Genomic DNA, 18,517 nt, shown 5'->3' on the forward strand with positions numbered 1-18,517 from the left:
CCAGATGATCGCTCGTACATTCGGCATCGCGTTTACCGTCGCGTTGCTCGGCACCGCCATTCCCGCTCAGGCGCAGAACCAGTCCGAAGGCTATAAATTCCTCCAGGCGGTGAAGGACGCCAAGGGTTCCGATGTCGAGAAGATGCTGCGGGTGCCAGGTACGACGGTGCTCAACACGCGTGACATTTCGACCGGAGAGGGCGCGCTGCACATCGTCGTGAAGCGCAGCGACGCGACCTATCTTCGCTATCTGCTGGCGCAGGGCGCCGACCCCAATATCCGCGATGGCAAGGGCAATACCCCGTTGCTGGTGGCCGCGAGCCTTGGCGAGGTGGATCTGATCCAGGCGCTGCTCGACAAGAAGGCCAATGTGAATCTCGCCAATTCGAGCGGCGAGACCCCGCTGATCCGCGCCGTCCAGCGGCGCGATCTCGGCCTGGCGCGCACCTTGCTCGCCGCCGGGGCGGATCCCGACCAGGCCGACGTCATTGCCGGCAAATCGGCGCGCGATTATGCGACGGAAGACGCGCGATCCACGGCGATGGCCAAGCTGATGGCCGAGAACCCCAAAAAGGCCCGCCGCGCCGTATCGGGACCCAGCCTCTAGAATATTCTCACAGCAGCGCCCCGGCCTCGGGGTCGATCAATCCGGTCAATCGCCGGCCGGCGCGCCGCGCGAAGGCGAGCGTGTTGCGCTTGCGGGTCGCGCTGGACAGCGGGTCGGTATGCGCTTCGCGGGTGATCGCCGCGTCGTAGCGATCGGCGACGATCACGCCGGTACGCGCCGGCAGGAAGGCCTCGCCGTCCAGCGGCGACGCATCGAAGCCGGCCGGGATCGCCCAGTAGAAACGATCGCAACAGGCGAGATAATCCATCCATTTGCCATCGCCGAGCAGATCGGCGCGCGACACCTTGATCTCGACGATGATGATATTGCCGCGCGAATCGAGCGCCATCAGGTCGGCGCGCCGGCCGCCGTCGAGCGGCACCTCGGCCATGGCGACCAGATCGTGGCGGAGCAGCATGCGCACCGTGCCCCGGGCCACATCCGCCGCGCAGAGCGGCGATCCGGGGGCGTCTACACATGATTCGGGGGGACGCTGCAGCATCCCCCCGATCTAGAACATTTCACGAACGCGGGTCAAATCCGCGCATCGTTGAAGGGAGTATTATCGCCTCAGCGATAGAAGACGTGATTGCCGATCGCGGCGATCTTGGTCATGCGCCAGCCCGGCGAAACCCGGCGGGCGTGGAAGTACATCGCGTTCGGCGCCGGGCTGTCCCAGGCATCGGCCATCGCGACGCGGGCGACGGCCACGGCGGTGCGATAGGCGGCATTGTTGGCGATGACCGGCACACGGCCGCCGCGAACGAACGAGAACTGGCCCGGCTGAGTCACGACCGAGCAGATCGACTTGGGAAAGCGGCCCGACTTGGTGCGGTTGAGGATGACCTCGCCGACCGCGAGCTGGCCCGACAGCGGCTCACCCTTCGCTTCGAAATAGATGGCGCCCGCCATGCAGGTCAGGTCACGGTCGCGCGCATCGGTATCCTGCGCGGCAACGGCCTCGGCCAGGCTGTCATAGTCTTCATCCGCCTGCTCGGCAGGGACAATGGCGGGAATATCGGCGTCGGTCTTGGCGACGGAATCGGCAGCTTCCGCGAGCGGCGCCGGCGTGGCGGCGGCTTCGGGCGTGGGGCTGGCAACGGGAACTGGAACGACGGTCGGGAGTTTAAGGGACCTGTCGAGCTCGAAGGCAAAGCCCGGCGTGCTGGCGCCGATCAGGCTGGTGATGGTCAGGGACATCGCCGCGATGGCTGCGGCGCGAGTGAAAAACGTCATTAAAACTTCGAAAAATGCGGTGGTGTGCGGAAGCTGATCGGATCAAGAAAATGCGATCGCCCCGGACGTCCCCCCGACTGCGTAACCTAGCCGGATCGCACCCGGCACGGCACAACGCGCGTGACTGAGCGCGGGCTTTCGGTGCCGGGGGCCTTCAAGTCAACCCGACAACATCGTTTCTGCGGCGAATCGTTCCGCCGACGCGATATCCAGTTCGATCACCCATAAATCGGGATCGCGGCTGCGTCTCCGCCGCCAATATTCGGTTATTTCCGTTGGATCTTCAATGGTTTGTGGCCCAACACGAAGCAGCTGAACGGCCCCGTCCGGCCCGATTCCGCGCTCGAACGCGCCGGAATTGACTCCCTTTTCCAACGCGATGATGAGGATCGCCCCCGCCTGGGCATCGCCCCTGGCGAGCACCGTGCCGATCCCGCCGGCATCGTTCACCCGCCGGAGCATGGCGCCAACCAGCAGCCCGCTTGGCAGGCGTTCGCTCATCGCCGGGCGCTCATCGCCGGGCGCTCACGGTGCCGTCCGATATCCGGGCAGGCCCGCCAGCGCGATCCGGCTGCGCATGAAGGTGCCGGTGCCTCTCGCCGCTTCCTCGCCCTCGCTGTCGATCAGCCGCGCCTCGGCGACGAACACGCGCCGCTGCCCGCTGATCCAGCGCCCCTCGGCGACGACGGGGCCGGCCTTGAGCGGCTTGGTGAAGAGCAGGTTGAACGCGGTGGTCAGCAGGAAACGGTCGGTGACCAGGCTGTTGGCGGCATAAAAGGCCGCGTCGTCGAGCATCTTGAAATAGCTCGTGCCGTGCGCCGCGCCGCCGGCATGATAATAGCGCTCGTCGATCAGGAAGTGGATCCGCGCGACGCCCGCGGCCGGAATCTCCAGCCTTGATTCGAACAGGCGGTTGATCGGCGCCGCCGCGTACAGCGATTCGAGCGCGCGGAAATGCGCTTCCTCGCCCTGCGCGGGAGACTCAGGCGGCGTCACGTGCCTCGTCGGCGGTCAGCAAGGCATAGATCGCGTCGCGCGACCCGGCACCGCGCAGCTTGTCGACGAATCCGCGCTCGCGCAGCCGGCGCGACACCCTGGCAAGCGCCTTCAGGTGCAGCGCACCGGCATCGACCGGCGACAACAGCATGAACACGATGTCGACCGGCAGATCGTCGACTGCCTGGAAGTCGATCGGCTGGGCCAGGCGCGCGAACACGCCGACGACGTGATTGAGACCGGCAAGGCGCGCATGCGGCGTCGCGACGCCGCTGCCGAATCCCGTCGACCCCAGCTTCTCGCGCTTGACCAAGCCATCGGCGACCGCGGTGGCATCGAGCCCATAGGCCGCCGCCGCAGCCATGCCGAGCTGCTGGAACAGGGTTTTCTTGTTGGTCACCGCGAGCCGTTCGAGCACGGTTTCCGGCAGCAACAGATCGCTCAGGTCGGTCATCGTCATCCTTGGGCACCCCCACCCGGGGGGCGCCCATAGCGCCATTTGGCGCCGTGCGATAGCTCGGCCGTCAGGCCGCGCGGTGCGGCTCGACCCAGCCGATCGTCCCGTCACCGCGACGATAGACCATGTTGTACGCGCCCGAGCCGGCGTTGCGGAACAACAGGGCGGTGGTGTTGCGCAGATCGAGCATCATGACGGCATCGGAAACCGTTGCGTCAGGCACGTCGACCCGTGTCTCCGCCACGATCAGCGGAAAATCCTCGGCCGCTTCCTCATCGGCTTCGCGGAACACGGTATAACCGGCATTGTCGTCCGCCGCCTCGGCCCCATCGGCGGCGGCGGCCTGGCTCGAATTGCGGTCCTTCAGGCGGCGCATATAGCGGCGCAGCTGCTTCTCGATCTTGTCGGCCACGCCGTCGAACGCGCCATGCGCGTCCATCCCGTCATTGCTGCCCTTCAGCACCAGGCCCTGCATCACATGCGCGACGATGTCGCAGGTGAAGCCATTGTCGTGCGGCCCCTTGCCGAAAGTGACCTGGGCCGAAATCGCCCGAGAGAAATATTTCGCGGCGATACCCTGGAGCCGAGTCTCGACATGGCTTTTCAGTGCGTCGCCGGTAGCGACCTGATGGCCCGAAATCCGGATATCCATGAGCATTCTCCTTCAACGGAAACCAGGCAGCTAGGCCTGGCCCCGTACCTGCGTCAACCGGACGCCTCGACCCCCCAAAGCGGATTCTTGATCTTCTCCATAAACGCCGCGTGGCGCGCGAGTTCCGCGGCGCTTGCCTCGAAAAGCCGGGCAGGCCGCACGATCGCCGGCGCCGAGGCCGGCTGAAAACTGGTCTGGACCTCGATCGTCTCGCTGACCAGGGTCAGCCCGATCTGGCGCCCGCCGGTCAGCTCGACATAGACCTGCGACAGCAGCTGCGCGTCGAGCAATGCGCCGTGCACGACGCGGTGGCTGCGATCGATGCCATAGCGGCCGCACAGCGCGTCGAGGCTGTGCTTGGCGCCCGGATGGCGGGTGCGCGCCAGCACGATCGTGTCGACCATCCGGTCGAGATGGACTGCCTTGCGCCCGCAGCGGACGAGCTCGCCATTGAGGAAGCCGAAATCGAAGCTGGCATTGTGCGCGACCAGCGGCGCATCGCCGAGGAACTCGAGCAGATCGTCGACGCCGTGCCCGAACAACGGCTTGTCTGACAGAAAGGCATCGCTCAGCCCGTGCACGCGCTGCGCCTCGGCCGGCATGGTCCGTTCGGGATGGAAATAGGCGTGGAAGGTGCGTCCGGTCTCGACCCGGTTGACCAGCTCGACACAGCCGATCTCCACCATCCGGTCGCCGTCGGCGAAGCTGAAGCCGGTAGTTTCGGTGTCGAAGACGATCTCGCGCATTACATATGTTATCGGGATTGCGAGGGCCTGAGGCAAGAGACCAATGACTCGACCGCAGCGCGGGTCTCCGCGAGGCTACCCCCGGTCGGAATGACGAAATCGGCCCGCGCGCGCTTCTCCGCATCGGGCATCTGCCGCGCGAGGATCGCCTCCAGCTTGGCCTTGGTCATGCCTGGCCGCGCCAGCACCCGGGCGCGCTGGACATCGCCCGGTGCCGAGACCACGGCGACCTTGTCGACTCGCGTCTCGCCACCGGTTTCGAACAGCAAGGGCACGTCGAACACGACCAGCGGCGCATCGGCGTGGGCGGCGAGGAAGGCAGCCCGCTCCTCGCCGACCGCGGGATGGATCAGGGCCTCGAGCCGCTTCAGCGCGCGCGGATCGGCCAGCACCGCTTCGCCGAGCAGGGTGCGGTCGACGCCCTTCGGCCCGGTCGTATCGGGAAACATCGCCTCGATCGCCGCGACGAGCCGCCCGCCTTGGCCCTGGAGCCGGTGCACCGCCGCATCCGAATCGAACACCGGCACGCCGAGATCCTCGAACATCGCGGCGACGGTCGACTTGCCCATGCCGATCGATCCGGTGAGACCCAGAGTCAGGGGGGGCGCGGTCAGCATGACGTCATGACATCAACAGGTCGCGAAGTTCCTCGTCGCGGTCGCGCGGCGGCTCCGCGCCGAACAGCAGCTCGAACGCCAGTGCGCCCTGGCCGATCAGCATGTCGAGGCCATCGACGACATCCAGCTCGCGCGCCCGCGCCGCCTTCAGCAAGGCGGTTTCGAGCGGCGCATAGATGATCTCATAGACCACCGCATCCTCGGGAAGCGGCGACAGGTCCAGCTCGAGCGGCGGCTGGCCGGTCATGCCGAGCGAGCTGGTGTTGACCAGAAGCGCCGCCGCCGGCAGCGGCGCACTCAGTGGCAACGCCTTGCCCTTCAGCCCGAAGGTGGAGAGCAGCGCCGCCGCCTTCAGCACGTTGCGGTTGAGGATCGTCACCTCGCCGACACCGATCCGCGACAGCGCGAACAGGATCGCCCGCGCCGCGCCGCCCGCCCCGATCACCGCCACCGGCGCGCCGGCCAGATCGAGATCGGCGATCGGCGCGTAGAAGCCGCCCGCATCGGTATTGGTGCCGATCAGCACGCCGTCCTCAGCCCGCATCGCGAGGTTGATCGCGCCGATCGTCGCGCGCACGCCGCCGCGATCCTCGACCAGATCGAGCGCTGCCTCCTTGTGCGGCAGGGTGATGTTGCATCCCCGCCAGGCCGGGTCGGCGCGGCGCGCGTCGAAATAGGCGGCGAGCGCGTCGGGCGTCACATGATGCGCCCGGTAATCCGCGTCCAGACCCAGCGCCTCAATCCAGAAACGGTGGATCAACGGCGATTTGCTGTGCTTGATCGGATCGCCGATCACCTCGGCATACGGTGCCGTCATGACGTCAAAATACCCCTGACCCGTAGATAATCGAGCACCGGCAGCAGCGGCAGGCCCAGTACGGTGAACTGGCTCCCCTCGATCCGGCTGAACAATTGCGCGCCTGGTCCCTCGATGCGGTAGCAGCCGACGCAGCCCGAAATCTCCGGCCATTCCTCATCGAGATAGCGCTCGATGAAGCTGTCGGAGAGGGTGCGGACGAACATCTTCGCACGGTCGACCACGCGCCAGACCGGCCGGCCATCGACCGCCATCACCGCGGCGCTGATCAGCTCATGGCGCTTGCCCGACAGGCGGCGGAGGTGCTCGGCCGCCTCGGCGCGATCGCCGGGTTTATCGAGCATCGATCCGTCCTCGAGCGCCACCACCGAGTCGCTGCCCAGCACCAGCGCCTCGGGCTCGCGGTGCGATACGCGCAGCGCTTTAAGCTCGGCCAGCCGGTCCGCCAGGTCGCGTGGCGCGACGCCCTCGGCGCGCATCGCGACCTTGGCCGACTCCTCGTCGACATTAGCCGACATCGCCTCGAACGGCACGCCGGCCGCGCTCAGCATCGCGCGACGCGACGCGCTGTTCGACGCCAGGATCAGTCTCATGCCGAATCCCGCTCGTTGACCAGTTGCACGATCGCCGCCGCCGTCTCCTCGATCGACCGGCGCGTCACGTCGATCACCGGCCAGCCATTGTCGGCGAACATCCGCCGCGCAAAGGCGACCTCACGCGTGACGGCCTCCTGATCCACATAGGATGTCTCGGGCGCCTGATTGAGCGAGAGCAGGCGATTGCGCCGCACCTGGATCAGCCGGTCGGCGCTGGTGGTCAGGCCGACCACCAAGGGATGCCGGAGCGAGAACAGCGCCGTCGGCGGCGGGCTTTCCACCACGATCGGGATATTCGCGGTCTTGAAGCCGCGATTGGCGAGATAGATCGAAGTCGGCGTCTTGGACGAGCGCGACACGCCCGCCAGCACGATATCGGCTTCCTCCCAATCCTCCCAGTTGATCCCGTCATCATGCGCCATGGTGAACTGGATCGCGTCGACCCGGGCGAAATAGGCGGCGTCGAGCACATGCTGGCGCCCCGGCCGCGCCTTGGCCTGCTGGCCGAGCAGGCTGGAGAGCGCGTCGGTCACCGGATCGAGCGGCGCGACCGCCGGCAGCCCCAGTGCGCGGCACCGCGTCTCCAGCGTACGCCGCGTCGCGCTGTTGACCAGAGTGAACACCACCAGCCCGGGATTTTGCGCGATCTCCTGCAGGATTCGCTCGAGATGGGCTTCGGTGCGGACCATCGGCCAGAAATGGCGGATCGTCTCGACATCGTCATATTGGGCGAGCGCCGCCTTCGCGATATTCTCGAGCGTCTCGCCGGTGGAATCCGACAGAAGATGGAGATGCAGCCGCATTATGGCCGCGCACCGCGAGCGAAAAAACCAGTTGGGGATGGAGCTGTGGAGAACATCCGGAAAATCGCTAGCGCAACTTTCCCGCCACGCAAAGCGATCGCCATCGGTGGAAAAGTCCGGAGTTTCCCACAATCGCGCCCACACCCCGATGGTTTCGCGCACAGCCTGTGGATAATGGGGATCGTCCGGCCGACTCCGGTCGAGTCTGCGGCCCCCGCCGCGTCAAGCTGTTGGCATTTCGGGGACGAACGCATAAGCCCCGCCATCCACGCGCCAACCACCGCTACATCCTTTTTAGATTCTCTTCTTATCAGATAGAAGGACTCTCGCGATCCCGACTCCCGTGACCGAAAAGCGCCTGCTCGCGACCCTCAAGGGTGTCCGGCACGACGTTCCGCCCGTCTGGCTGATGCGCCAGGCCGGGCGCTATCTTCCCGAATATCGCGCGCTCCGGGCGGAGAAAGGCGGCTTCCTCGCGCTCGCGACCGATCCCGACGCCGCGGCGGAAGTGACTCTCCAGCCGATCCGCCGCTTCGGCTTCGACGGCGCGATCCTCTTCTCCGATATCCTCATGGTTCCCTGGGCGCTGGGACAGGCGCTGAGCTTCGGCGCGGGTGAAGGGCCTGCTCTGGCCCCGCCGCTGGTCGATCATGCGCTGGCGGGGCTCCAGGCGGCCCCTGAGCGGCTCGAGCCGGTCTATGCCACGGTGGCGAAGGTCGCCGCGATGCTACCGGCCGAAACCAGCTTTCTCGGCTTTGCGGGAAGTCCCTGGACGGTCGCCACCTATATGGTCGCCGGCCATGGCAGCCGCGATCAGGGCGAGACGCGCCGTTTCGCCTATACCGATCCCAGGGCCTTTGCCGAGATCATCGATGCGATCGCCGACAGCACGATTGCCTATCTCTCCCGCCAGATCCGGGCCGGGGTCGAGGCGGTGCAGCTGTTCGACAGCTGGTCGGGCAGCCTGTCCCCGGCACAGTTCGAACGCTGGGTGATCGCGCCGACCGCGAAGATCGTCACCGCGCTGCATGAAATGCATCCGGGTACACCCGTGATCGGCTTTCCCAAGGGCGCCGGCGGCAAGCTGCCGGCTTATGCGCGGGAGACGGGCGCCGACGCGATCGGACTGGACGAGACGGTCGACCCGGTCTGGGCGCATGCCAGCCTGCCGGACGGTTTACCGGTGCAGGGCAATCTCGATCCGCTTGCCCTAATCGCCGGCGGCGACGCGCTCGACGCCGCGGCGACACGAATCCTTGAGGCGCTGGCCGATCGGCCGCATATCTTCAATCTGGGGCATGGCATCCTGCAGGATACGCCGATCGCCCATGTCGAGCGCCTCCTGGCGCATGTGCGGAGAGCGCGATGAATTTCCTCGGAAACGCCTATCTCTGGGTCAAGGCGGCGCATGTCGTCTTCGTCATCTTCTGGATGGCCGGCATGTTCATGCTGCCGCGCTACCTCGTATATCACCAGGAGGCACAGCCGGGGTCGGCCGAGGCACAAAAGTGGGTCGAGCGGGAAACCAGGCTCCGCACCATGATCCTGACGCCGTCGATGATCCTCGTGTGGATCCTCGGCCTGATGCTGGCCGTGAACGCGGGATTGTTCGCCGGTGTCGGCGGCCTGGGCTGGCTCCACGCCAAGCTGCTGCTGGTGGTGATCCTCAGTGGCTATCATGGCTGGGCGGTCGGCTATGCCAAGAAGCTTGCGGCCGGCAAGCCGACGCTGACGGGCAAGCAGCTCCGCCTGATCAACGAGGTGCCGGCGATCCTGACCGCGCTGATCGTCATCCTGGTGATCGTCCGACCCTTCTGAATCGGTGTTCGCGACTTGACTTGAGCAAGACCGACACCTAGGTCCGAGGCTGTCGAAGCGCGCGGAGCCATGCGTTCCGGGCCGCGGCACCCTCCTCCAGCATCGTCGCGTTTTCCCTTTCGCCGACAGACGCTAACCCCAGCACCATCTCACGTCCGGACGCCCCCCATGCATCTCAAAGACCTCAAGAAGAAAAGCCCGGCCGAGCTGGTCGCGATGGCCGAGGAGCTCGGCGTCGAAAGCGCGTCGACCTTGCGCAAGCAGGATCTTCTGTTCGCGATCCTCAAGGTCCAGGCGGAAAATGGCGAACAGATCATGGGTCTGGGCACGATCGAGGTACTGCCCGATGGCTTCGGCTTCCTGCGCAGCCCGGAGGCGAATTATCTCGCTGGCCCGGACGATATCTACATGTCGCCCAACCAGGTCCGCAAATTCGGTCTGCGCACCGGCGACACGGTCGAGGGCGAGATTCGCGGGCCGAAGGATGGCGAACGCTATTTTGCGCTGACCCGCCTGACCTCGGTCAATTTCGACGATCCCGATGCGGTTCGCCACCGCGTCAATTTCGATAACCTCACCCCGCTCTATCCCGAAGAGAAGCTGACGCTCGATCCGCAGGATCCGACGATCAAGGACAAGTCGGCGCGGGTGATCGACATCATCAGCCCGCAGGGCAAGGGCCAGCGTGCCCTGATCGTCGCCCCGCCGCGCGTCGGCAAGACGGTGCTGCTGCAGAACATCGCGCGGGCCATCACCGACAATCACCCCGAAGTGTTCCTGATCGTGCTGCTGATCGACGAGCGGCCCGAGGAAGTGACCGACATGCAGCGTTCGGTGAAGGGCGAGGTCGTGTCCTCCACCTTCGACGAGCCCGCGACGCGCCACGTCCAGGTCGCCGAAATGGTCATCGAAAAGGCCAAGCGCCTGGTCGAGCACAAGAAGGACGTCGTGATCCTGCTCGATTCGATCACGCGCCTCGGCCGCGCCTACAACACGGTCGTGCCCAGCTCGGGCAAGGTGCTGACCGGCGGTGTCGACGCGAACGCCCTGCAGCGCCCGAAGCGCTTCTTCGGCGCCGCGCGCAACATCGAGGAGGGCGGCTCGCTCTCGATCATCGCCACCGCGCTGATCGACACCGGCAGCCGCATGGACGAAGTCATCTTCGAAGAGTTCAAGGGCACCGGCAACTCGGAAATCGTGCTCGATCGCAAGGTCGCCGACAAGCGTATCTTCCCGGCACTCGACGTCGGCAAGTCCGGCACCCGCAAGGAGGAACTGCTGGTCGACAAGAGCAAGCTCTCCAAGATGTGGGTGCTGCGCCGCATCCTCATGCAGATGGGTACCATCGACGCGATGGAGTTCCTGCTCGACAAGATGAAGGATTCGAAGACCAACGAGGACTTCTTCGACTCGATGAATCAGTGAGCAGTGCGGCTTGCGGCATGCTGCCGCAAGACTCGCACAAGCACGGCCGACGGGGCAAAGCCCCGGTCGACGGCGCGGGCTTTGCCCGCGCCGCTTGTGTGTCGGGAGCGCGTCCTTGATCCTCGAACACGCCCTCCTCGCCATTAAACCCGGCCAGTCCGCGGCGTTCGAAGCCGCCATGGCCCAGGCTCGCCCGCTCATCGCGGCGTCTCCCGGCTTCCGCTCGATCGCGGTGCGAAGGGCCTGTGAAAGCCCCGATCGCTATCTGTTGCTCGTGGAGTGGGACGACATCGCCAGCCACCGTGAGGGATTTCGCGCGTCGGCGCGTTATGCGCAGTGGCGCGCGCTGCTCCATGTCTTTTATGAGCCGATGCCGGCCGTGACCTATTTCGGAGAGAGTCTGTGATCAATTTCGCCGATGTGTTCACTGCCGCCGGCCTCGCGACGCTCGGCCAGGTGATCATGATCGACCTGATGCTGGCGGGCGACAACGTCATGGTGCTGGGCGCGCTCGCGGCCGGCTTGCCGGCGAGGCAGCGCAAGCAGGTGCTCGGCTTCGGCGTGGTCATCGCGATGGTCTGCCTGATCGGCTTCGCGCTGATCGCGACCAAGCTGCTCCATGTCGTGGGCCTGCTGCTCGGCGGCGGCATATTGCTGCTCTGGGTCGCCTGGAAATTGTTCCGCGAGCTCCACCCGGCGCCGGCCGCGGTGCCGGTCGATGATCCTGCGACCACCGCGGTCGAAGGCGTCAAGCCGACCAAGACCTTCCTGCGTGCGGCGATCCAGGTCGCCATCGCCGATCTCTCGATGAGCCTCGACAATGTCCTTGCCGTCGCCGGGGCCGCGCGCGAGCACCCTACCGTGTTGCTGTTCGGGCTGATCCTGTCGGTGACGCTGATGGCGGTCGCCGCGAATTATATCGCGCGGCTGATCGAACGCTATCACTGGATCGCCTATATCGGCCTGGCCGTGATACTTTATGTATCGGGATCAATGATTTACCACGGGATCGTGGATAACGACGTGGGTATTCTGCACCTGCTGGTCTGAGGTCACCACCAAACCGGGAATTGTTCCGCATCCACCGTGCGTGGCTGCTCCTTGCGGTGGGTACGGCAATAAAGTTTTAGATGCAGATAAAGGGCTGAAATCAGCCAAGATTCTCCGCGAAAAACGCCGCCGTCCGCTCGTCCGCGAGCGTCGCCGACGCATCCGACCGACGCAGTCCGAATTCGGTCGCGAAGCCATGGTCCTCGCCAGGATAATCGAAGATCGTCACCTTGGGATGATCGTCGAGGCCGTCATGCATGCGCTGCTGCGCCGCCTTGTCGACGAAATGATCCTCCTCCGGCACGTGCAGCAGCACCGGATGCGCAATCGCGTGCTTTTCGCCGAGCAGGCCGTCGATGCCGACGCCGTAATAGCAGACGCTGGCGTTCACATCGGTGCGCGCGGCCGTCATGAAGGCGAGGCGCCCGCCGAGGCAATAGCCCACTGCGCCGACCTTGCCCTCCGCACCGAGCATCTTGCGCGCGGTGCGGATCGTCGCTTCGATATCCTGGATGCCGACATTCTGGTCGAACTGCCCCATCATCGCCAGGGCCTGCTGGAATTCCTCGGGGATATCGGGATCGAGCTGCGTGTCCGGTTCGAGCCGCCAGAACAGGTCGGGCGCGATGGCGAGATAGCCGTCCTCGGCCAGCAGGTCGCATTTTCGGCGGATGCCGGCGTTCACCCCGAAGATTTCCTGGATCACGACGATCGCCGCGCGCGGCGGGCCGGCGGGTTCTGCGCAATAGGCGGTGAAATCACCCGTGCCGTCGAGCGTGTCGATCGTGATCGTTGCGGTCATGACTGTCCTCGGCTGAAGGGGCGGAGCGCCCGAAATCCGCAGGCGGCGATGGGCGTTGCGGTCCGGCCCAAGTCGCGCGCATACAGGGCTCAAGCTTATGCAGCGCGGCCGTCGCCCGCTCAAGCGGAGATGACCAATGAAGATCAATGTCGAAGTCGATTGCACCCCGGAAGAAGCACGCCGCGTCATGGGGTTGCCCGATTTCACACCGGTCCACGAAAAATATATCCAGGGTGTGATGGGTGCGATGGACGGTGCCGTTCCGCCCGAGATGATCGAGAATATGATGAAGAGCTGGTCGCCGATGGGCGAGGCCGGGATGAGTTTCTGGCGCAAGATGTTCGAGACCTCGTCGAAATAGCCATGGACACCATCTTTGCCGTCTCGAGCGGTGCGCCGCCCGCGGCGATCGGGATCGTCCGGGTGAGCGGCGACCATGCCCTTGTGGCGGCGTCCGCGCTTGCGGGCGCGCTCCCGGTGCCGCGCAGGGCAGGGCTGCGCGTGTTGCGCGGTGGTGACGGGCAGGCGATCGACCGGGCGCTGGTCCTGGTCTTTCCCGGCCCCGACAGTGCGACGGGCGAGGACCTGGTCGAATTGCATCTTCATGGCGGCCGGGCAGTCGTGCGCGCGGTGGAGGCGGCGCTGGCGGCGCAGCCTGGGCTGCGCCAGGCCGAGCCCGGCGAATTCACCCGGCGCGCGCTCGCCAATGGCCGGATCGACCTGACTGAGGCCGAGGGGCTTGGCGATCTGCTCGCGGCGGAGACCGAAGGGCAGCGCCGGGCGGCGCTGACGATGGCCGAAGGCGGTTTGCGCCGGAAGGCGGAGGACTGGGCTGACCGGCTGGTGGCGCTGGCCGCTCAGGTCGAAGCGCAGCTCGATTTTGCCGAAGAGGACGAGGTCGATCAGGCGGCACCGGCGAGTTTCGCGGATGAGGCACGGGCGCTCGCCGACGAGATCCGGGTGCTGCTGGCAACGCCGCCGGTGGAGCGGCTCAGGGACGGGGTACGCGCGGTGATCGCCGGCCCGCCGAACAGCGGCAAGTCGACCCTGCTCAATATTCTGGCGGAACGCGACGCGGCGATCGTCTCCCCGATCTCGGGCACGACGCGCGACCGGATCGAGGCGCCCATCATCCGTGACGGAATCGCTTATGTCCTCACCGATACGGCGGGCCTGCTGGACGAGACGGCTGATCCCATCGAGCGGATCGGCATTGCCCGTGCGGAAGAGGCAATGCAAACGGCCGACCTGGTCCTGTGGCTCGGAGACGGCCCGGCGCCGGTACCGGAAGCCATCCGGATTCACGCGCGCATCGATATCCCCGGCCGCGCCACGCCGCCCGACGGATCCGACGTCGCTTTGTCGGCTGCGACGGGGGAGGGCATCGGCGATCTCTGGCAAATGCTTCGCGATCGCGCAGCGGCGTTGTTGCCGCGTGAGGATACGCTGGCGGTCAATCGCCGCCAGCGTGGCCTGCTTGCCCAATGCGCGGCCAGCCTGGACGCGGCGAGCGGGCAGGGCGACCTGATCGTCTTTGCGGAAGAGGTGCGGCTGGCCATGAAGGCGCTGGACCAGCTCGTCGGCCGCAGCGACACGGAAGCCATGCTCGATGCGCTCTTCTCGCGCTTCTGCCTCGGCAAATAATGTTTCACGTGGAACATGACCGATGTTCCACGTGAAACAACCTGACGTCCGAATCGCCGACAGGCTTTGACAGGCGCCCCGGCCAGACCTAGCGGAACGCTCATGGAATTCGATGTGATCGTGGTGGGCGGCGGCCATGCCGGTACCGAGGCCGCAGCCGCGGCCGCGCGCCGTGGCGCGCGTACGGCGTTGATCAGTTTCGATCCGACGAAGATCGGCGCCATGTCGTGCAATCCGGCGATCGGCGGGTTGGGCAAGGGACATCTGGTCCGCGAGGTCGATGCCTTTGACGGCCTGATCGCCCGCGCGGCTGACGCTGCTGGTATCCACTACCGCATGCTCAATCGCAGCAAGGGCGCCGCGGTACAGGGCCCGCGTGTTCAGGCTGACCGGCGGCTGTACGCGGCCGCCATCCAGCGCATGCTCGCGGCCCAGCAAGATCTCACAATCCTTGGCGGCGAAGCGGCGGCGCTGTTGCTCGATTCCTCCGGCGCGGTGGCCGGGATCAGCCTGGCCGATGGCACCGTTCTCGCAGCGCGGGCGGTGGTGCTCGCCACCGGAACGTTTCTGGGCGGTCGCATCTTTTGCGGCGAGGAACGGCTGACGGGCGGGCGGATCGGCGAGGCAGCCGCATCGCTGCTGGCGACTCAGCTTCGTGCGGCGCGCCTCCCGATGGCGCGGCTGAAAACCGGCACGCCGCCCCGGCTCGACGGTCGCACGATCGACTGGAGCCGGCTTGCCGAGCAACGCAGCGACGACGACCCCTGGACCATGTCGCCGCTCTCGTCCGGCCGCGCCTTGCCGCAGCTGTTCTGCGCGATCACCCGCACCACCGAGGAGACGCATGCGATCATCCGCGCCTCGATCGACCGCTCGCCGCTGTTCGGTGGCGCGATTGCGGGGCCGGGTCCGCGCTATTGCCCGTCGATCGAGGACAAGATCCACCGTTTCGGCGATCGAGACGGTCACCAGATTTTTCTGGAGCCCGAAGGACTGGACGACGCCACCATCTATCCCAACGGCATCTCCACCTCGTTGCCGGCGGATGTGCAGGCCGCGATGATCGCCTCGATCCCGGGGCTCGGGGCTACAAGGATCATCACGCCAGGCTATGCGGTCGAATATGATCATATCGATCCGCGCGCGCTCGATCCGACCCTGGAAGTGCGCGCCTTGCGGGGTCTGTTCTGCTGCGGACAGATCAACGGCACCACCGGTTATGAGGAAGCAGCGGGGCAGGGCCTGATCGCGGGCCTCAACGCTGCCGCCGCAGCGCTCGGCGCCGACCCCGTCGTGCTCGACCGCGCGTCCAGTTATCTCGGCGTGATGATCGACGATCTGGTGCTGCAGGGTATTACCGAACCCTATCGCATGCTGACCGCGCGCGCCGAATACCGGCTGAGACTGCGCGCCGACAATGCCGAAACCCGGCTCGGCCCGCTTGCCGATGCGATCGGATGCCTTGGTCCGGTCCGGTCCGCGCGGCTGGCCGGGCGTTCGGCCCAGCGTCGGGAGATCGAGGCGGTGCTTGAAACGCCGCTCTCCGCCGCGACGGTGCTGGCCAATGGCGCTGCGGGCCCGCTCGACACGCAGAAGCGCTCGGGCGCAGATTGGCTGCGCTTTGCCGGCGTGACGATCGACCATGTCGCGCCGGGCCTGATCGGGGCGTTTGATCCCGCGCTGGTCGCCGAGATCGCCGAGGATGCGCGTTACGCGCCCTATCTGCGGCGCCAGGACGAGGAAGTAGCGCAGCTCCGCGCCAACGACTCGATCCCGCTCCAGGACGATCTGCACTATGCCGGCATCCCCGGCCTTTCGACCGAGATGGTCGAGAAACTCACGCGCGTGCGCCCCGCTACGCTCGGCGCGGCGAGCCGTATTCGCGGCATCACGCCGGCGGCGCTGACCGCCATTCTCCTCCACGCCCGGCGCCGCGCGGCATGACGGAGGACGAAGCGAGGGAATGGATTCGCGATCGCTTCGGCGCGGCAGGCGAGCGGCGGATGGCGGACTTCGTGGAGCTGGTCATCGCGGAATCCACCCGGCAGAATTTGATCGCGCCGTCCACGCTTGACGCGATCTGGTCGCGTCACATCGTCGATTCGGCGCAGCTGATCGGCTTCGCCGCGGCGCAGGAGGGGGACTGGCTCGACATCGGTACCGGCGCGGGCTTTCCCGGGCTGGTCGTGGCCGCATTGACCGAGCGCCGTGTTCTGCTGGTCGAGCCGCGCAAACGCAGAGTCGAATTTCTCGAAGCGACGGCCCGGTCGTTGGGTATCGGGGATCGGGTGTCCGTCATCGGCGGCAAGGTCGAGACGGTCAGCGAACCGGTCGCCGTGATCTCCGCGCGTGCCGTCGCACAACTCAGCGCCCTGTTCGCATCGGCGCTTCAATGCAGTCGTCGCAAAACGCTATGGGTTCTCCCAAAAGGACGAACCGCGCGCGAAGAGGTGGCGGTGGCCCAGCAGACATGGCATGGTGTGTTTCACGTGGAACATAGCATCACCGATCCCGAATCTCTCATCGTCCTCGCCAAAGGGGTGTCACGCCGATGAACGTCATTGCCCTCGCGAATCAAAAGGGCGGGGTGGGAAAAACCACCACCGCGATCAACCTCGGAACGGCGCTCGCCGCGACCGGTTCCCGCGTGTTGATCATCGATCTCGACCCGCAGGGAAATGCCTCGACCGGCCTCGGCATCAACCGCGCCGAGCGTGACAAATCCAGCTACGATATCCTGCTCGGCGAGATGCCGGTCGCCGAGGCCGCGGTACCGACCTGCGTGCCCAATCTCGAGATCGTTCCGGCGACGGTGGATCTTTCCGGCGCCGAGATTGAGTTGATCGATTATGAGGAGCGCACCCACCGCCTCAACCGGGCGCTGGCCCGCTCGGACCAGCGCTGGGACGTGGTGCTGATCGATTGCCCGCCGTCGCTGGGTCTGTTGACGCTGAACGCGATGGTCGCCGCCAATTCGCTGCTGGTGCCGTTGCAGTGCGAATTTTTCGCGCTCGAAGGTTTGAGCCAATTGCTTAGTACGGTCGAGCGCGTCCGCGAGCGCTTCAACCCGGGCTTGTCCATCCTCGGCGTGGCGCTGACCATGTATGATCGCCGCAATCGCCTGACAGACCAGGTGTCAGCCGATGTCAGGGCGGTGCTTGGCCGAGTTGTGTTCGACACCGTAATCCCGCGCAACGTGCGCCTTTCCGAAGCGCCGAGTCACGGGTTGCCCGCCCTGATCTACGATTATCGTTGCGCCGGGTCGGAAGCCTATATCGCGCTCGCTCGCGAGCTGATCGCCCGTCTGCCCGACCGACCACAGGAACCAGCCAGAGCCGCATGACCGACCAAGCCGCTGATCAGACGCCGCCGCCTGCGCGGCCCAAGCCCCGGGCCGGCCTAGGCCGCGGCCTCAATGCCCTGATGGGGGATATCGCGCGCGAGGAACCGGTTCGCGGCGGCGAGTCCCTGTCGAGCGGCGTACGCACTTTGCCGGTCGGGTCGCTGACGCCGCATCCCGGCCAGCCCCGCCGCCATTTCGCTGAAGCGGCGCTGGAGGAGCTGGCGGAATCGATCGCCGCGCGCGGGATGATCCAGCCGATCGTCGTGCGGCCGCATGGCAAGGGTTATCAGATCGTCGCCGGCGAGCGCCGCTGGCGTGCGGCGCAGCGCGCGCGCCTCCATGAAGTGCCGGTCATCGTTCGCGAGTTCGACGATGCGGAAACGCTCGAGATCGCACTGGTCGAGAATATCCAGCGCCAGGATCTCAACGCGATCGAGGAAGCCGAGGCCTATCATCGCCTGATCGATGATTATGGTCACACCCAGGATGCGCTGGGCAAGCTGGTCCACAAGTCGCGCAGCCATATCGCCAATCTGCTGCGTCTGCTCGATCTGCCCAAACCGGTGCAGGACAAGGTGATCGATGGCAGCCTCAGCATGGGCCATGCCCGCGCGCTGATCGGCGCGCCGGATATCGAGCAGCTTGCCTATCAGGTCATCGCCAAGGGATTGTCGGTGCGCGACACCGAGCGTCTGGCGCGCGCGGCCAAGCCGGCAGAGGCGCGGATTCGCAGCGGCGATCAGGCGCGCGACGCCGATCTGGCGGCGCTGGAGCATCATCTCGCCGACCTGCTGGGCCTCGCGGTGCGTATTGCCCATGGCCCGAAGGGCGGCGCGCTGACTCTGTCCTATTCGACGCTGGATCAGCTCGACATGGTTTGCCAGCGCCTGACCGGCGAACGAATTTAA

24 protein-coding genes are annotated in these 18,517 nt (G+C 66.2%); 12 read left to right on the forward strand and 12 right to left on the reverse strand.

Annotated elements, in window-relative coordinates:
• The first annotated feature begins 4 nt into the window (after positions 1-4).
• Positions 5-607, forward strand: a complete 603-nt coding sequence (locus ACZ1I5_RS21075) for an ankyrin repeat domain-containing protein (protein ID WP_465171187.1) — start codon at positions 5-7, stop codon at positions 605-607.
• 7 nt (positions 608-614) lie between these two features.
• On the opposite strand, the gene ACZ1I5_RS21080 is transcribed toward ACZ1I5_RS21075, so the two are convergent.
• From ACZ1I5_RS21080 to ACZ1I5_RS21130, 11 genes are all read right to left on the reverse strand, one after another.
• Positions 615-1,109, reverse strand: coding sequence for an MmcB family DNA repair protein (locus ACZ1I5_RS21080; RefSeq protein WP_465171188.1), 495 nt, complete (start codon positions 1,107-1,109; stop codon positions 615-617).
• A gap of 68 nt (positions 1,110-1,177) precedes the next feature.
• On the reverse strand, positions 1,178-1,843 hold the full coding sequence (locus ACZ1I5_RS21085; RefSeq protein ID WP_465171189.1) for a cell wall hydrolase: 666 nt from the start codon (positions 1,841-1,843) through the stop codon (positions 1,178-1,180).
• 159 nt (positions 1,844-2,002) lie between these two features.
• Positions 2,003-2,344 carry a DUF1491 family protein gene (locus ACZ1I5_RS21090; RefSeq protein ID WP_465171190.1) on the reverse strand — a complete coding sequence of 114 codons (342 nt, stop codon included), beginning with the start codon at positions 2,342-2,344 and terminating at the stop codon, positions 2,003-2,005.
• A 24-nt stretch (positions 2,345-2,368) separates the two neighbouring features.
• Positions 2,369-2,839: a PaaI family thioesterase gene (locus tag ACZ1I5_RS21095; RefSeq protein ID WP_465171191.1), complete on the reverse strand. Its 471-nt coding sequence runs from the start codon at positions 2,837-2,839 to the stop codon at positions 2,369-2,371.
• On the reverse strand, positions 2,826-3,293 hold the full coding sequence (locus ACZ1I5_RS21100) for a PTS sugar transporter subunit IIA (protein WP_465174019.1): 468 nt from the start codon (positions 3,291-3,293) through the stop codon (positions 2,826-2,828). The genes ACZ1I5_RS21095 and ACZ1I5_RS21100 overlap by 14 nt, the downstream gene beginning before the upstream one ends.
• A gap of 70 nt (positions 3,294-3,363) precedes the next feature.
• Complete coding sequence (hpf, locus tag ACZ1I5_RS21105) at positions 3,364-3,948, reverse strand: ribosome hibernation-promoting factor, HPF/YfiA family (protein ID WP_465171192.1); 585 nt, start codon at positions 3,946-3,948, stop codon at positions 3,364-3,366.
• Positions 3,949-4,001: 53 nt separating this feature from the next.
• Positions 4,002-4,694 carry a DNA polymerase III subunit epsilon gene (gene dnaQ / locus ACZ1I5_RS21110; protein WP_465171193.1) on the reverse strand — a complete coding sequence of 231 codons (693 nt, stop codon included), beginning with the start codon at positions 4,692-4,694 and terminating at the stop codon, positions 4,002-4,004.
• An 8-nt stretch (positions 4,695-4,702) separates the two neighbouring features.
• Entirely contained in the window at positions 4,703-5,311 is a 609-nt protein-coding gene (gene coaE / locus ACZ1I5_RS21115) for a dephospho-CoA kinase (protein WP_465171194.1), read from the reverse strand.
• Positions 5,312-5,315: 4 nt separating this feature from the next.
• Positions 5,316-6,128: a shikimate dehydrogenase family protein gene (locus ACZ1I5_RS21120; protein WP_465171195.1), complete on the reverse strand. Its 813-nt coding sequence runs from the start codon at positions 6,126-6,128 to the stop codon at positions 5,316-5,318.
• Positions 6,125-6,721, reverse strand: coding sequence for a Maf family protein (locus ACZ1I5_RS21125; RefSeq protein WP_465171196.1), 597 nt, complete (start codon positions 6,719-6,721; stop codon positions 6,125-6,127). The genes ACZ1I5_RS21120 and ACZ1I5_RS21125 overlap by 4 nt, the downstream gene beginning before the upstream one ends.
• Positions 6,718-7,527, reverse strand: coding sequence for a pyruvate, water dikinase regulatory protein (locus ACZ1I5_RS21130; RefSeq protein WP_465171197.1), 810 nt, complete (start codon positions 7,525-7,527; stop codon positions 6,718-6,720). The genes ACZ1I5_RS21125 and ACZ1I5_RS21130 overlap by 4 nt, the downstream gene beginning before the upstream one ends.
• A gap of 343 nt (positions 7,528-7,870) precedes the next feature.
• Between ACZ1I5_RS21130 and hemE the strand changes: the two genes are divergently transcribed.
• The 5 genes from hemE (at position 7,871) to ACZ1I5_RS21155 (ending at position 11,820) form a co-directional block, all read left to right on the forward strand.
• The gene (gene hemE / locus ACZ1I5_RS21135; RefSeq protein ID WP_465171198.1) at positions 7,871-8,896 is read left to right on the forward strand and encodes a uroporphyrinogen decarboxylase; all 1,026 of its coding nucleotides are present in this window, start codon (positions 7,871-7,873) and stop codon (positions 8,894-8,896) included.
• Positions 8,893-9,345: a CopD family protein gene (locus ACZ1I5_RS21140; protein WP_465171199.1), complete on the forward strand. Its 453-nt coding sequence runs from the start codon at positions 8,893-8,895 to the stop codon at positions 9,343-9,345. Before hemE ends, ACZ1I5_RS21140 begins: the two co-directional genes overlap by 4 nt.
• 168 nt (positions 9,346-9,513) lie before the next feature.
• Positions 9,514-10,770: a transcription termination factor Rho gene (gene rho, locus ACZ1I5_RS21145; RefSeq protein ID WP_372856418.1), complete on the forward strand. Its 1,257-nt coding sequence runs from the start codon at positions 9,514-9,516 to the stop codon at positions 10,768-10,770.
• 115 nt (positions 10,771-10,885) lie between these two features.
• Complete coding sequence (locus ACZ1I5_RS21150) at positions 10,886-11,176, forward strand: antibiotic biosynthesis monooxygenase family protein (protein ID WP_465171200.1); 291 nt, start codon at positions 10,886-10,888, stop codon at positions 11,174-11,176.
• Complete coding sequence (locus tag ACZ1I5_RS21155; RefSeq protein WP_465171201.1) at positions 11,173-11,820, forward strand: YjbE family putative metal transport protein; 648 nt, start codon at positions 11,173-11,175, stop codon at positions 11,818-11,820. Before ACZ1I5_RS21150 ends, ACZ1I5_RS21155 begins: the two co-directional genes overlap by 4 nt.
• A 100-nt stretch (positions 11,821-11,920) precedes the next feature.
• Here ACZ1I5_RS21155 and ACZ1I5_RS21160 read toward each other — a convergent pair whose 3' ends face one another.
• On the reverse strand, positions 11,921-12,622 hold the full coding sequence (locus ACZ1I5_RS21160; protein WP_465171202.1) for a dienelactone hydrolase family protein: 702 nt from the start codon (positions 12,620-12,622) through the stop codon (positions 11,921-11,923).
• A 136-nt stretch (positions 12,623-12,758) separates the two neighbouring features.
• Between ACZ1I5_RS21160 and ACZ1I5_RS21165 the strand changes: the two genes are divergently transcribed.
• The 6 genes from ACZ1I5_RS21165 (at position 12,759) to ACZ1I5_RS21190 (ending at position 18,517) form a co-directional block, all read left to right on the forward strand.
• Positions 12,759-12,983 carry a DUF6489 family protein gene (locus tag ACZ1I5_RS21165; RefSeq protein ID WP_465171203.1) on the forward strand — a complete coding sequence of 75 codons (225 nt, stop codon included), beginning with the start codon at positions 12,759-12,761 and terminating at the stop codon, positions 12,981-12,983.
• Between the two features lie 2 nt (positions 12,984-12,985).
• Entirely contained in the window at positions 12,986-14,266 is a 1,281-nt protein-coding gene (mnmE, locus tag ACZ1I5_RS21170) for a tRNA uridine-5-carboxymethylaminomethyl(34) synthesis GTPase MnmE (RefSeq protein ID WP_465171204.1), read from the forward strand.
• 102 nt (positions 14,267-14,368) lie between these two features.
• Positions 14,369-16,210: a tRNA uridine-5-carboxymethylaminomethyl(34) synthesis enzyme MnmG gene (mnmG, locus tag ACZ1I5_RS21175; protein ID WP_465171205.1), complete on the forward strand. Its 1,842-nt coding sequence runs from the start codon at positions 14,369-14,371 to the stop codon at positions 16,208-16,210.
• The gene (gene rsmG, locus ACZ1I5_RS21180; RefSeq protein ID WP_465171206.1) at positions 16,207-16,821 is read left to right on the forward strand and encodes a 16S rRNA (guanine(527)-N(7))-methyltransferase RsmG; all 615 of its coding nucleotides are present in this window, start codon (positions 16,207-16,209) and stop codon (positions 16,819-16,821) included. Before mnmG ends, rsmG begins: the two co-directional genes overlap by 4 nt.
• On the forward strand, positions 16,818-17,609 hold the full coding sequence (locus tag ACZ1I5_RS21185) for a ParA family protein (RefSeq protein ID WP_465171207.1): 792 nt from the start codon (positions 16,818-16,820) through the stop codon (positions 17,607-17,609). Before rsmG ends, ACZ1I5_RS21185 begins: the two co-directional genes overlap by 4 nt.
• Complete coding sequence (locus tag ACZ1I5_RS21190; RefSeq protein WP_465171208.1) at positions 17,606-18,517, forward strand: ParB/RepB/Spo0J family partition protein; 912 nt, start codon at positions 17,606-17,608, stop codon at positions 18,515-18,517. Before ACZ1I5_RS21185 ends, ACZ1I5_RS21190 begins: the two co-directional genes overlap by 4 nt.

This window comes from Sphingomonas sp. BL-S-30 (assembly GCF_055521475.1).